The 12,841-nt window shown below is 71.1% G+C and carries 9 protein-coding genes; 6 read left to right on the top strand and 3 right to left on the bottom strand.

Annotation, left to right across the window (positions count from 1 at the left end):
• Nucleotides 1–52: 52 nt before the first annotated feature.
• Nucleotides 53–382 (bottom strand): WhiB family transcriptional regulator, encoded by a 330-nt coding sequence (locus tag QC385_RS08675; RefSeq protein WP_086561542.1) that lies wholly within the window; start codon nucleotides 380–382, stop codon nucleotides 53–55.
• A gap of 380 nt (nucleotides 383–762) precedes the next feature.
• Between QC385_RS08675 and QC385_RS08680 the strand changes: the two genes are divergently transcribed.
• From QC385_RS08680 to QC385_RS08695, 4 genes are all read left to right on the top strand, one after another.
• Nucleotides 763–1,374 (top strand): response regulator transcription factor, encoded by a 612-nt coding sequence (locus tag QC385_RS08680; RefSeq protein WP_003948568.1) that lies wholly within the window; start codon nucleotides 763–765, stop codon nucleotides 1,372–1,374.
• Nucleotides 1,375–2,030: 656 nt separating this feature from the next.
• Nucleotides 2,031–2,618, top strand: coding sequence for a sigma-70 family RNA polymerase sigma factor (locus QC385_RS08685; protein ID WP_010036508.1), 588 nt, complete (start codon nucleotides 2,031–2,033; stop codon nucleotides 2,616–2,618).
• Nucleotides 2,619–2,757: 139 nt separating this feature from the next.
• Nucleotides 2,758–4,263, top strand: a complete 1,506-nt coding sequence (gene guaB, locus QC385_RS08690) for an IMP dehydrogenase (RefSeq protein WP_279540657.1) — start codon at nucleotides 2,758–2,760, stop codon at nucleotides 4,261–4,263.
• 116 nt (nucleotides 4,264–4,379) lie between these two features.
• The gene (locus QC385_RS08695) at nucleotides 4,380–5,504 is read left to right on the top strand and encodes a GuaB3 family IMP dehydrogenase-related protein (protein ID WP_279540658.1); all 1,125 of its coding nucleotides are present in this window, start codon (nucleotides 4,380–4,382) and stop codon (nucleotides 5,502–5,504) included.
• A 659-nt stretch (nucleotides 5,505–6,163) separates the two neighbouring features.
• Here the strand turns inward: QC385_RS08695 and QC385_RS08700 are convergent.
• The gene (locus QC385_RS08700; RefSeq protein ID WP_279540659.1) at nucleotides 6,164–7,372 is read right to left on the bottom strand and encodes a nucleotide sugar dehydrogenase; all 1,209 of its coding nucleotides are present in this window, start codon (nucleotides 7,370–7,372) and stop codon (nucleotides 6,164–6,166) included.
• A 290-nt stretch (nucleotides 7,373–7,662) separates the two neighbouring features.
• On the opposite strand from QC385_RS08700, the gene QC385_RS08705 reads away from it, so the two are divergent.
• Nucleotides 7,663–9,369, top strand: a complete 1,707-nt coding sequence (locus tag QC385_RS08705) for a glycerol-3-phosphate dehydrogenase/oxidase (RefSeq protein WP_279540660.1) — start codon at nucleotides 7,663–7,665, stop codon at nucleotides 9,367–9,369.
• A gap of 87 nt (nucleotides 9,370–9,456) precedes the next feature.
• Here the strand turns inward: QC385_RS08705 and QC385_RS08710 are convergent, their stop codons facing one another.
• Nucleotides 9,457–10,500, bottom strand: coding sequence for a serine hydrolase domain-containing protein (locus tag QC385_RS08710; RefSeq protein WP_279540661.1), 1,044 nt, complete (start codon nucleotides 10,498–10,500; stop codon nucleotides 9,457–9,459).
• Between the two features lie 182 nt (nucleotides 10,501–10,682).
• Here QC385_RS08710 and QC385_RS08715 point away from each other — a divergent pair, with 182 nt between their 5' ends.
• Nucleotides 10,683–12,713: a serine/threonine-protein kinase gene (locus QC385_RS08715; protein WP_279540662.1), complete on the top strand. Its 2,031-nt coding sequence runs from the start codon at nucleotides 10,683–10,685 to the stop codon at nucleotides 12,711–12,713.
• The last annotated feature ends 128 nt before the right edge of the window (nucleotides 12,714–12,841 follow it).

Consider the following 12,841-nt stretch of genomic DNA (forward strand, 5'->3'; position numbering starts at 1 on the left):
GCGTCAAAAACCAACGGCACGCGTGTGCGTGCCCGTCCGCAGAAACGTTCCTTCAGGTGTTCGAGGCGGCGTGCCCGCCGGATGTCGACGCCGACACCAGCCGGTTGCGCGCCCGCCCCATCAGCTCTTCGCGTTCGTCCTCGGTCAGCCCGCCCCACACGCCGTACGGCTCACGCACCGCCAGCGCGTGGGCGGCGCACTCGGCACGCACCGGGCACCTCATGCAGACCTCTTTGGCCGAGTTCTCGCGAGCGCTCCGAGCCGCACCGCGCTCGCCCTCCGGATGGAAGAAGAGCGAGCTGTCCACCCCGCGACAGGCAGCCAGCAGCTGCCAGTCCCACAGGTCCGCGTTCGGTCCGGGAAGGCGGGAGAAATCTGCCATTACGTGACCCCTTGTAGCCGTTTTGGGCGGATCCGGTGTCCACGACCGTACAACTACGATCTAAGGAGATGAAAATATGACTCATTGCGAATCTAGCTCCAGACACCGGCAAAGCGGAAGAAATGGGTCTGAATGGGGCATAGCTTGTGATGAAAGTTCGAGGGTCTGTTGCGCATATCTGCACCGTGTCCGGCCCCTCACGTAGAGTGCCGAAGATGTCAGCCGCCCCCGTAACTCTTTCGAGTGACCGTCGTTGAGAGTGCGAGGCGGTTGAAGGAACAAGCGCTCGGGCGGGCGTCCGAGACGGTCGACCGCACAGGTGACGATTTCGTACCAGCCTGGAGGCTCAAGGTGACGCGCATCAGCTGCGGAGGGCGGTCATGACTTCCGTCCTCGTCTGCGACGACTCCCCGCTTGCCCGAGAGGCGCTCCGTCGCGCGGTCGCAACCGTGCCCGGCGTAGAGCGCGTGACGACGGCGGCCAACGGCGAGGAAGTCCTCCGCCGCTGGGGGGCCGACCGCTCGGACCTGATTCTGATGGACGTACGCATGCCCGGACTGGGCGGCGTCGAGACGGTCCGGCGGCTGCTGTCCGCCGACCCCGGTGCGCGCATCATCATGCTCACCGTCGCCGAGGACCTGGACGGTGTGGCCCTCGCGGTCGCCGCCGGTGCCCGCGGCTATCTGCACAAGGACGCCTCCCGCGCGGAGCTCCGCGCGACGGTGACCCAGGCCCTGGCCGACCCGACCTGGCGGCTCGCCCCGCGCCGGCTGCGTTCGGCCGAGATGGGCGCCGCGCCGACGCTCACGGCGCGTGAGATCCAGGTCCTCGAAGGCATGAGCCACGGCCGCTCGAACGCCGAGATCGGCCGCGAGCTGTTCCTCTCCGAGGACACCGTCAAGACACACGCCCGGCGCCTGTTCAAGAAGCTCGGCGCCTCGGACCGGGCCCACGCCGTGGCGCTCGGCTTCCGGTGGGGTCTGGTGCGCTAGAGGGTGTCCGCACAGTCCCGGCGTCCGCCCGGAGGGCGGGCGCTGCGGCGTTCGGTGCGTGCTCTCGGCGTGCCGGGCGGGCGCCCGCGTACTGGTTGCACACCGGTGTTCGCCCGGTGCGGCGAGTGGGGGTCCCCCCTGCTCGAAGAGCTTGGGGAGGTACCGGACGTCGCGGGACGGACGGGGCTTCGCGGACACCTCCTGGGGCCTGACCTTCGGATCGGGCCGGCCTCTACGCGCGGCATCCGGCGCGAGCCGCACGAGTGCCCGCGCAGGCCGGTGGCCGACGACAACGCCCATGGGGGTACCGCCCTGCCCCAGCGAGGCCGAGAGCTCGGCAGGGTGCCTACGAGGACCCACACCCCGGGGATGGTCCGAACGGCATGCCCCGGGGACAGCCGCGGGTGTGGCGGCGGTCGCAATGGGGGCACGGAAAGCCAGGTCGGCGGGGGCGGGCCGGGGGTCCGCCGGATGCCCGCTGCTCGTTTCGCCGCGGATGCCGCATCCTTGAGGGTGTGGAGTTCCTCGGGGACGAGTCGGTCGAGCGGAAGGGGAGGGCGCAGGGTATGAGTTCCGGCGCACCTGCTCATAACGCTTCGGTGCACAACAACGGGCGCGGTGCCACGGACCAGGCGGCCGCAAGGCACCATGGACCGATGCGCGACGACGAGGCGGTCAATGCCCAAGGGGCGATCGGCGCGCTCGTCCACCGCGCCGTCGACGGGGACGAGCAGGCCACGCACGACCTGCTCGCCCATGTCCACCCCTTGGCCCTGCGCTACTGCCGCACCCGTCTGTCCCGCCTGCCGGGTGACGCCCGGCACTTCGTGGAGGACCTCGCCCAGGAGGTCTGCGTGGCGGTGCTCCTCGCGCTGCCCCGCTACCGGGACACCGGGCGCCCCTTCGAGGCGTTCGTCTTCGCGATCGCCGCGCACAAGGTCGCCGACCTCCAGCGCGCGGCGATGCGGCACCCCGGCTCGACGGCCGTCCCCTCGGACGAGATGCCCGAGCGGCCCGACGACTCCCTGGGCCCGGAGGAGCGCGCCCTGCTCAGCAGTGACGCGGAATGGGCCAAGAAGCTCCTGGCCAACCTGCCGGAGAACCAGCGCGAGCTGCTGCTGCTGCGGATCGCGGTGGGCTTGACGGCGGAGGAGACGGGGCAGATGTTGGGAATGTCACCCGGCGCGGTCCGTGTGGCCCAGCACCGGGCCCTGAGCAGACTGAGGGCGCTCGCCGAGCAGTAGTGCCTTCGTTGAACAGGGGGTGCGCCGGTTCCGTACGAAGATACGAAGCCCCCGGTCAGGCGGAACACTGGAATTCGGGCTCTCTGCTTCCCGTTAGCATGGACATCCGCACCGATCAAGGCCATTTGGGGAAGGTGTCATGACTGCCAACGTCGACGGCGTGCCCGAGAAATTCGCGACACTCGGGCTGACCTACGACGACGTGCTGCTGCTGCCGGGTGCATCCGAGGTGCTCCCCAACGCGGTCGACACCTCGTCCCGCATCTCCCGCAACGTCCGGGTGAACATCCCGCTGCTCTCCGCGGCGATGGACAAGGTCACCGAGTCCCGCATGGCGATCGCCATGGCCCGCCAGGGCGGCGTCGGCGTACTGCACCGCAACCTCTCCGTCGAGGACCAGGTCAACCAGGTCGACCTGGTGAAGCGCTCCGAGTCCGGCATGGTCACCGACCCCATCACGGTGCACCCGGACGCGACGCTGGCCGAGGCCGACGCCCTGTGCGCCAAGTTCCGCATCAGCGGTGTCCCGGTCACCGACCCGGCCGGCAAGCTGCTCGGCATCGTCACCAACCGTGACATGGCCTTCGAGACCGACCGCTCCCGTCAGGTGCGCGAGGTCATGACCCCGATGCCGCTGGTCACCGGCAAGGTCGGCATCTCCGGCGCCGACGCCATGGAGCTGCTGCGCCGCCACAAGATCGAGAAGCTTCCCCTGGTCGACGAGGCGGGCATCCTCAAGGGCCTCATCACGGTCAAGGACTTCGTCAAGGCCGAGCAGTACCCCAACGCCGCGAAGGACGCCGAGGGCCGTCTGATCGTCGGTGCCGCCGTGGGCGCCAGCCCCGAGGCGCTCGAGCGGGCCCAGGCGCTGGCCGAGGCCGGGGTGGACTTCCTGGTCGTCGACACCTCGCACGGCCACAACAGCAACGCCCTGAGCTGGATGTCGAAGATCAAGTCGAGCGTCGGTGTCGACGTGATCGGCGGCAACGTCGCCACCCGTGACGGCGCCCAGGCGCTGATCGACGCCGGCGTCGACGGCATCAAGGTGGGCGTCGGCCCCGGCTCGATCTGCACCACGCGCGTGGTCGCCGGCATCGGCGTTCCGCAGGTCACCGCCATCTACGAGGCGTCCCTCGCGGCCCGTGCGGCGGGCGTCCCGCTGATCGGCGACGGTGGTCTCCAGTACTCCGGCGACATCGGCAAGGCCCTGGCCGCCGGCGCGGACACGGTGATGCTGGGCAGCCTGCTCGCCGGCTGTGAGGAGTCGCCCGGCGAGCTCCAGTTCATCAATGGCAAGCAGTTCAAGTCCTACCGCGGCATGGGCTCGCTCGGCGCCATGCAGTCCCGGGGTCAGGGCAAATCGTACTCGAAGGACCGCTACTTCCAGGCGGAGGTGGCGGCCGACGACAAGCTCGTGCCCGAGGGCATCGAGGGCCAGGTGCCCTACCGCGGCCCGCTGGCCAACGTGCTGCACCAGCTCGTCGGCGGTCTGCGCCAGACCATGGGCTACGTGGGTGCCGCCACCATCGAGGAGATGGAGTCCAAGGGCCGCTTCGTCCGGATCACCTCGGCGGGCCTCAAGGAGAGTCACCCGCACGACATCCAGATGACGGTCGAGGCGCCGAACTACAGCCGTAGCAAGTGACGGCCACGCGCGCGTGAGGCACGGCGAGGGCGGCCCCGGAGCATCCGGGGCCGCCTTCGTCATACCCGTCGGCGATACTGGAAGACGCTGAAACGCAACAGGGAAAGGCCACCAACGTGACTGAGATCGAGATCGGGCGCGGCAAGCGCGGCCGCCGGGCGTATGCCTTCGACGACATCGCCGTCGTCCCCAGCCGCCGTACGCGGGACCCGAAGGAGGTCTCGATCGCCTGGCAGATCGACGCCTACCGCTTCGAGCTGCCGTTCCTGGCCGCTCCCATGGACTCGGTCGTCTCCCCGGCCACCGCCATCCGTATCGGCGAGCTCGGCGGCCTCGGCGTGCTGAACCTCGAAGGTCTGTGGACGCGCTACGAGGACCCGCAGCCGCTGCTGGACGAGATCGCCGAGCTGCCCGTCGAGGCGGCGACCCGGCGCCTCCAGGAGATCTACGCCGCGCCCATCAAGGAGGAGCTGATCGGCGCGCGGATCAAGGAGGTGCGCGACTCGGGCGTGGTCACGGCCGCGGCGCTCTCCCCGCAGCGCACGGCCCAGTTCTCCAAGGCCGTCGTCGACGCGGGCGTGGACATCTTCGTCATCCGCGGTACGACGGTCTCGGCGGAGCACGTCTCCGGTTCGCACGAGCCGCTGAACCTGAAGCAGTTCATCTACGAGCTGGACGTCCCGGTGATCGTCGGCGGCTGCGCCACGTACACCGCGGCCCTGCACCTGATGCGCACGGGCGCGGCGGGCGTGCTGGTCGGCTTCGGCGGTGGCGCCGCGCACACCACGCGCAACGTGCTGGGCATCCAGGTTCCGATGGCGACGGCGGTCGCCGACGTGGCCGCGGCCCGCCGGGACTACATGGACGAGTCCGGCGGCCGGTACGTGCACGTGATCGCGGACGGCGGTGTCGGCTGGTCCGGCGACCTGCCGAAGGCGATCGCCTGCGGCGCCGACGCGGTCATGATGGGCTCCCCGCTCGCCCGCGCGACCGACGGCCCGGGCAAGGGCAACCACTGGGGCATGGAGGCCGTGAACGAGGAGCTGCCGCGCGGCCAGAAGGTCGACCTCGGCACGGTCGGCACGATCGAGGAGATCCTCACGGGTCCGTCCCACACGCCCGACGGTTCGATGAACCTCTTCGGCGCGCTGCGGCGGGCGATGGCCACGACCGGGTACAGCGAGCTGAAGGAGTTCCAGCGGGTCGAGGTGACGGTGGCGGACTCGCAGCACCGGCGGTAGTCGCTAGCCCCCAGGACGGGACGAGGAAGGGCCTGGTCACTCGGGTGAGTGACCAGGCCCTTTTGTGTGTCCAACTGGCCCTGGCGGGGCGCGTGTTGGCGTATGGGGGCGCGTGGTTGCCTTCGGGCCGGATGGCGCGGTGGAGGGCGGTTTCGAGGCGCTGGTGTCCGTGATCGGCGCCCCAGGTTCCTCTGGGCGCCCCCTTCCAAGGACACGGTTCCGGACCCCGGCCCCTCGGGGCCCGGCCCGATTCCGACGTGCCGCCTACCGGGTCAATGGGTGGCGTCGTGGAAGGGGGCGCCCATGGGGCGCCACCGCAAGCCCACCCGCTGGGACCGACTCCGTCTTCGGATGGTGCAGTGCCGGAGGAGGTGGATCTTGCGACTTTTCGGATGGTGAGCGGCCGCCCCCAAGAGACCTAGGGGCGGACACTCCGTGATCCATCCAGGAGCCTGCCGCAGTACCCGCTGCGGTGGGCTCCACCTTGCTTCGGATGGTGAGCGGCCGCCCCCACGAAGACTAGGGGCGGACACTCCGTGATCCATCCAGGAGCCTGCCGCAGTGCCCCCTGCGGTGAGCTCCGCCGTCTCCCAAGGTACTGGCGGCGGGGTGCCCCGCGCCACCAGCCCAGGGGGCTCAGCGCCCCCACGCGCCCCTCTTCACAACCGATGCGCCGCACCCGTGGGCGCCGCCCCCCGTGTGTCCAGCAGCAGCTGTGCCTTCACCGACAGGCCTTGCAGGTCGTAGGTGCGGTGCTGCTGGAGGAGGATGGTCAGGTCCGCGTCGGCTACCGCCTCGTAGAGGGAGTCCACGCGGGGGACGGGGCGGTCCAGGACGCTCCAGGCGGGGACGTGCGGGTCGTGGTAGCTGACCGAGGCGCCCAGTTCCATCAGGCGCAGGGCGACCTCCTGGGCGGGCGTGCCGTGCAGGTCGGCGAGGTCGGGCTTGTAGGTGACTCCCAGGAGCAGCACGCGGGCACCGCGGGCCGACTTGCCGTGCTCGTTGAGGAGCGTGGCCGCGCGCTGGACGACGTAGCCGGGCATGCGGCTGTTGACCTGCTGGGCCAGTTCCACCATGCGCAGGGTGCGGCCGCCGTGGGCGGTCAGGTCCTGCGGGACGGCGTGGCCGCCGACGCCGGGGCCGGGGCGGAAGGCCTGGAAGCCGAACGGCTTGGTCTCCGCGCAGCGCACGACGTCCCACAGGTCGACGCCCAGGTCGTGGCAGAGGACGGCCATCTCGTTGACCAGGGCGATGTTGACGTGCCGGTAGTTGGTCTCGAGGAGCTGCACGGTTTCCGCCTCGCGGGGTCCACGCGCGCGTACCACCTTGTCGGTGAGCCGTCCGTAGAAGGCGGCGGCCGACTCCGTGCAGGCCGGGGTGAGGCCACCGATGACCTTGGGGGTGTTGGCGGGCGTGAAGTCGCGGTTGCCGGGGTCGACGCGGCTGGGGGAGTAGGCGAGGTGGAAGTCACGGCCCGCGCGCAGACCCGATCCCTCTTCGAGGAGAGGGCGCAGACATTCCTCTGTCGTCCCTGGGTACACAGGTGACTCCAGGATCACAGTGGTGTGCGGGCGCAGGTGCGCGGCCAGGGTGCGGGCGGCCGCCTCCAGCTGGCTCAGGTCGAGTCCGCCGTCCGCGCCCCGCGGGGTCGGTGCGCAGATGACCGCGGTGCGCACCCGGCCGAGCTCGGCGGCGTTCGTGGCCGGCCGGAAGCCCCCCGAGAGCATCCGGCGCTGTTCGGCGGCGCTGAGGGAGCCGGCCTCGGGGCCGGTCCGGTAGCCGATGGTGGCGACGCCTGCGGCGACGGCGGCCTGAGCCAGGGGCAGGCCGTACGGGCCGAGTCCGATGACGGCGAGATCTGCGGGCATGGCGTGGCCGTCCTTCCCGATAGCCGAAGTGGGACAGGTGCGCAAGCCCTGTGGACAGGACGGGCGAGCGCAATGTCAGACTAGGAGTAAATATGACCGATATGCGGGATTGCTCGCCCGAGTTTCGGTGAGTGTTCCGTGGGCGTTGTTCACAGGCTTACGGCCCGTGGTGGCTGAAGTCGGGCAACACGGTCAGAATTTGGGCATGGGATACGGACGGGGTCTCACCCGACGGGTGCGGCCTGCGCGACCGAGGCGGCACCAGCCGCCGCGATGAGCGGGAGGCAGCGGTGAGGACAGCGACACTCGGGCCGGCGCAGCGCGTCGAGTCACTCGCATCTATGGCCGAGCGCGAGCTGGACGTGCTGGTGGTGGGCGCAGGCGTGGTCGGTGCGGGCACCGCCCTGGACGCCGCGACCAGGGGCCTGTCCACGGGACTGGTGGAGGCGCGCGACTGGGCGTCCGGCACCTCCAGCCGGTCCAGCAAGCTGATCCACGGCGGCCTGCGCTACCTGGAGATGCTCGACTTCGCGCTCGTACGGGAGGCGCTGAAGGAACGCGGCCTGCTGCTGGAGCGGCTGGCCCCGCATCTGGTGAAGCCCGTGCCGTTCCTGTACCCCTTGCAGCACAAGGGCTGGGAGCGCCTGTACGCAGGATCGGGCGTCGCGATGTACGACGCCATGTCCATGGCCCGAGGCCATGGCCGTGGCCTGCCCATGCACCGCCATCTGACCCGCTCTCACGCCCTGCGCGTGGCGCCCTGCCTGAAGAAGGACGCGCTGGTGGGGGCGCTTCAGTACTACGACGCCCAGATGGACGACGCCCGCTACGTGGCGACCCTGGTGCGCACGGCGGTGGCGTACGGCGCGAAGGCCGCCAACCGCGCGCGGGTCACGGGCTTCCTGCGCGAGGGCGAGCGGGTCGTCGGCGCGAAGGTGCAGGACGTCGAGGCCGGCGGCGAGTACGAGATCCGCGCCAAGCAGGTCGTCAACGCGACCGGCGTGTGGACGGACGACACCCAGGGGATGGTCGGGGAGCGCGGCCAGTTCCACGTACGGGCGTCCAAGGGCATCCACCTGGTGGTGCCGCGCGACCGGATCCACTCCACGACCGGGCTGATCCTGCGCACGGAGAAGTCCGTGCTGTTCGTCATCCCCTGGGGCCGGCACTGGATCGTCGGGACCACGGACACCGAATGGGACCTCGACAAGGCCCACCCGGCCGCGTCCAGCGCGGACATCGACTACCTGCTGGAACACGTGAACTCGGTGCTCGCGGTGCCGCTCACGAGGGACGACGTCCAGGGCGTGTACGCGGGGCTGCGGCCGCTGCTGGCGGGGGAGTCGGACGCCACCAGCAAGCTGTCGCGCGAGCACACCGTGGCGCATCCCGTGCCCGGGCTCGTCGTCGTGGCGGGCGGCAAGTACACCACCTACCGGGTCATGGCCAAGGACGCGGTGGACGCGGCGGTGCACGGGCTGGACATGCGCGTCGCCGAGTGCGTCACCGAGGACGTACCGCTGCTGGGCGCCGAGGGCTACCGGGCGCTGTGGAACGCGCGGGCGCGGATCGCGGCCCGGACCGGACTCCACGTGGTGCGGGTGGAACACCTGCTGAACCGGTACGGCACGCTGGCCGAGGAGGTCCTCGCCCTCATCGCCGAGAACCCGTCGCTGGGCGAGCCCCTGGCGGCGGCCGACGACTATCTGCGCGCCGAGATTGTGTACGCGGCCTCGCACGAAGGGGCGCGGCACCTGGACGACGTGCTGACCCGGCGTACGCGCATCTCCATCGAGACCTTCGACCGGGGCACGCGCAGCGCACGCGACGCCGCCGGGCTGATGGCGCCGGTCCTCGGCTGGGACAAGGACCAGATCGAGCGCGAGGTGCAGCACTACGAGAAGCGGGTGGAGGCGGAGCGGGAGTCGCAGCGGCAGCCGGACGACCTGACGGCGGACGCGGCGCGGCTGGGGGCGCCGGACATCGTGCCGCTGTAGGCGGCTGTTCCCGCGAGTCGGGCGGCGCTTTCCACATCACCCGAATGAGTGTCGGGAGCCGGGATCTTCGTTCGGAACCCGGTCGTTCTACGAGGTGCGGGGGCAGAACTCGGCCGCGAGCACCGCGGGTTCGAGACCGGGATCGGCCATCGCGTCCGTGTTCACGCGGAAGGTGAGGACACGCCGGCCGTCGACGGTGGCCGCGGTGCGCACGTAGCTGCCGGATATGTGCCCGTTGTGCCCCCACACCGTGGTGCCGCACGGCAGTTTCTCGGGCAACAGGCCCATGCCGTACGCGCCGTGTGCGGCACGGGTGTCGAGCATCTCGCGCAGCTCGCGCGAGGGCAGCAGCCGCCCGCCGAGCAGGGCCGAGTAGAAGCGGTCCAGATCGTCGAGCGTGGTCACCAACTCGCCCGCGGCGCCGGCCACCCGCGGGTCGAGATCGGTGACGTCGGTTCCGTCGGCGGCGTAGGCGCGGCCGTGCGGAGAGGGCAGCGAGGAGCGGGATCCGGGGAAGGAGGTGCCCGTCAGACGCAGGAGAGTGATGATGCGGCGCTCGGCCTCGGCGGCGTACGAGTGGCCGGTGACCTGCTCGACGACCAGGCCGAGCAGGACGTAGTTGGTGTTCGAGTAGGAGAAGCGGCCGCGTTCGGCCGGGGGGTGGGTGAGTGCGATGTGTACGGCCTGACGGGGTGTGACGGGTGCGGTTCCGCCGGTGTCCCCGGTGTAGTCGTACAGGCCACTGGTGTGGGTGAGCAGGGAACGCAGGGTCAGCGCGCGGCCGTCGTTGCCCGCTCCCCGCACCAGGCCGGGCAGGTGCCGCTCCACGGTGTCGGACAGTGACAGCCGGTGTTCGGCCGCCAGTTGCAGCACGACCGTCGCGATGAACGTCTTCGTGACGCTGCCGGCACGGAAGTGGTCCGACCGGGCGATTCCCTGCCCGGCGTGGGCATAGCGGGTGGTGGTCCCCTCTCGGGCCAGCAGGGCCGCGGCGGGTGCTCTGCCCTGGGTGACCAGCAGCGGGAGCACCGCGTCCGTGGGCGGGGCGGAGAGAGCCGACGAGTCGGCCGGAAGCAGGCCGAGGAGGGCGGCGGACACGGGCAGGGCCAGCAATGTCCGAAAGGACGGCACGCGGGCTCCTCCCTGGTCGGGGCATCGGGGGCCCATCATGCAAGGCGGCGCGCGGTGCGCCGCGGCCGGGTTCCGGCGGGCGGACAGGCGGGGGCAGTCCGCCAGGGGGCCCCTGGGCGCTGGGCACTTGTCGGGTGAGAGACAATGGAGGCTCTGTCAGGGCGGGTTGTATGAGGGGACGCATGTCGGAGGCGGAGCGGGCGGGCACATCTCGTCAGGACACTCGTCAGGACAACAGGGAGCGTCTCCTCGCGGGGCGTTACCGGCTGGGCGAAGTGCTCGGCCGCGGCGGCATGGGCACGGTGTGGCGGGCCGAGGACGAGACCCTGGGGCGGACGGTCGCCGTCAAGGAGCTGCGGTTCCCGTCGAACATCGACGAGGAGGAGAAGCGGCGGCTGATCACGCGGACGCTGCGCGAGGCCAAGGCGATCGCGCGGATCCGCAACAACAGCGCCGTGACGGTCTTCGACGTCGTCCAGGAGGACGACCGGCCCTGGATCGTGATGGAGCTCGTCGAGGGCAAGTCGCTCGCCGAGGTCATCCGGGAGGACGGCCTCCTCGAACCGAAGCGGGCCGCGGAGGTCGGGCTCGCCGTCCTGGACGTGCTGCGGTCCGCGCACCGCGAGGGCATCCTGCACCGCGACGTGAAGCCGTCGAACGTGCTGATCGCCGAGGACGGCCGGGTCGTGCTCACGGACTTCGGCATCGCCCAGGTCGAGGGCGACCCGTCCATCACCTCGACCGGCATGCTCGTCGGCGCGCCCTCCTACATCTCCCCGGAGCGGGCGCGCGGGCACAAGCCGGGCCCGGCCGCCGACCTGTGGTCGCTCGGCGGGCTGCTGTACGCGGCGGTGGAGGGCGCGCCGCCGTACGACAAGGGGTCGGCCATAGCGACTCTCACGGCGGTGATGACCGAGCAGTTGGAGGAGCCGAAGAACGCCGGTCCGCTGCGGGACGTCATCCACGGCCTGCTCACCAAGGACCCCGCCAAGCGGCTCGACGACACGGGTGCCCGGGCCATGCTCAACGCGGTCATCCACGCGCCCGAGAAGACCGAGCCGGAGCCCCTGGACGCGACGAAGGTCGTGCCGCTGCCGGCGCAGCCGGACAAGTCCTCCCGCAAGGGGAGTTCCGCCGGGGCGGGGGGCAAGCGGGGCGAGGAGCCCGCGGAGCGGCTGCGCGGGGCGCTGCGTTCCGTGCGCAAGGCCGCCGCCGGAACGGCCGGGGCGTCGGCCGCGTCCCGGACCGAGTCCGAGGACGCCGCGGCCTCTTCCGGGCCGGAGGGCGGGAAGGCCGGGGCTGCCGGGGGCACGGGAGCGTCCGTCTCGAAGTCGGGTTCGGCGCCGGCCTCGGGGGCCGCTGCCGGGGCCGGTGAGCGGGGTGCGCAGGGGGAGAAGGCGGCCTCCGCGGGCCGGAGTTCGGGGTGGCCCGTCATGACGCCGCCGGACCTGCCGCCGCGGCCCGCGCCGCCCAGGGCGCCGCTCACCGACGTCGTGCCGCGGCGGACCCTGTTGATCATCGCGGTGGTCGTGGCGCTCGCCGTGATCGGCACCGTGCTCGCCATCGCGCTCAGCGGGGACGACAAGGACCTCAAGGGGGCCGCCGGCGAGAGCGGCGGCAAGACGGTCGCCACCGCGTCGGGCAGCGCCGACACCAAGGGCGACGAGAGCGACGGCACGCGCACCGACAGCGGGGCGACACAGCCCGCGCCGTCGAAGCCGGCCTCGGACAGCCCGTCCGGCGACCAGGCGGGCGGGTCGTCCGGTGGCGGCAAGGGCACCGCCGCGGAGTCGACACACCAGGGCAGCCAGGGGTACTCGATCGGGCTGCCGAAGGGGTGGAAGTACCAGTCCACGGGCGCCGCGGGCGACCGGTTCACCGGGCCCGACGGGCAGAAGCTGCTCATCGCCTGGACGTCCACGCCCAAGGGCGACCCGGTGGCGGACTGGAAGAGCCAGGAGCGCTTCATGCAGCGCGCGCAGTACAAGAAGATCCGGATAGAGCAGGTGGACTACCGCGGCTGGAACACGGCCGACTGGGAGTTCACCTACGTGGACAGCGGCACCAAGTACCGGACCATCGACCGCGGTTTCGTCGTCGACGACCGGCAGGGCTACGCGCTGATGTACACGGCGAAAGCGGCCGACTGGAGCGGTGAGCTGCGCAAGGAGACCTGGCGGACGCTGACGAAGACCTTCGAACCCAAGTCCTGAGCATGAGCGGCCCCGGGTTTGGGGAGTGAGATCTGGCATCCCCACATTGCGGGTTGTCTGCGGCACGTATCGTAAATGTTTGCGGACCGTACGCAGCCGGAACGGACCGTGGGGCGAACGGATGTGAC

The sequence above is a fragment of the Streptomyces sp. DH10 genome, from assembly GCF_029813805.1.
Lineage (GTDB): Bacteria > Actinomycetota > Actinomycetes > Streptomycetales > Streptomycetaceae > Streptomyces > Streptomyces coeruleofuscus.

Excerpts from the sequence above, each read along its gene's own strand:
- QC385_RS08715 (WP_279540662.1), top strand. The coding sequence starts at position 10,683 with ATGTCGGAGGCGGAGCGGGCGGGCACATCTCGTCAGGACACTCGTCAG.
- QC385_RS08685 (WP_010036508.1), top strand. The coding sequence starts at position 2,031 with ATGCGCGACGACGAGGCGGTCAATGCCCAAGGGGCGATCGGCGCGCTC.
- guaB (WP_279540657.1), top strand. The coding sequence starts at position 2,758 with ATGACTGCCAACGTCGACGGCGTGCCCGAGAAATTCGCGACACTCGGG.
- QC385_RS08680 (WP_003948568.1), top strand. The coding sequence starts at position 763 with ATGACTTCCGTCCTCGTCTGCGACGACTCCCCGCTTGCCCGAGAGGCG.
- QC385_RS08675 (WP_086561542.1), bottom strand. The coding sequence starts at position 382 with ATGGCAGATTTCTCCCGCCTTCCCGGACCGAACGCGGACCTGTGGGAC.
- QC385_RS08700 (WP_279540659.1), bottom strand. The coding sequence starts at position 7,372 with ATGCCCGCAGATCTCGCCGTCATCGGACTCGGCCCGTACGGCCTGCCC.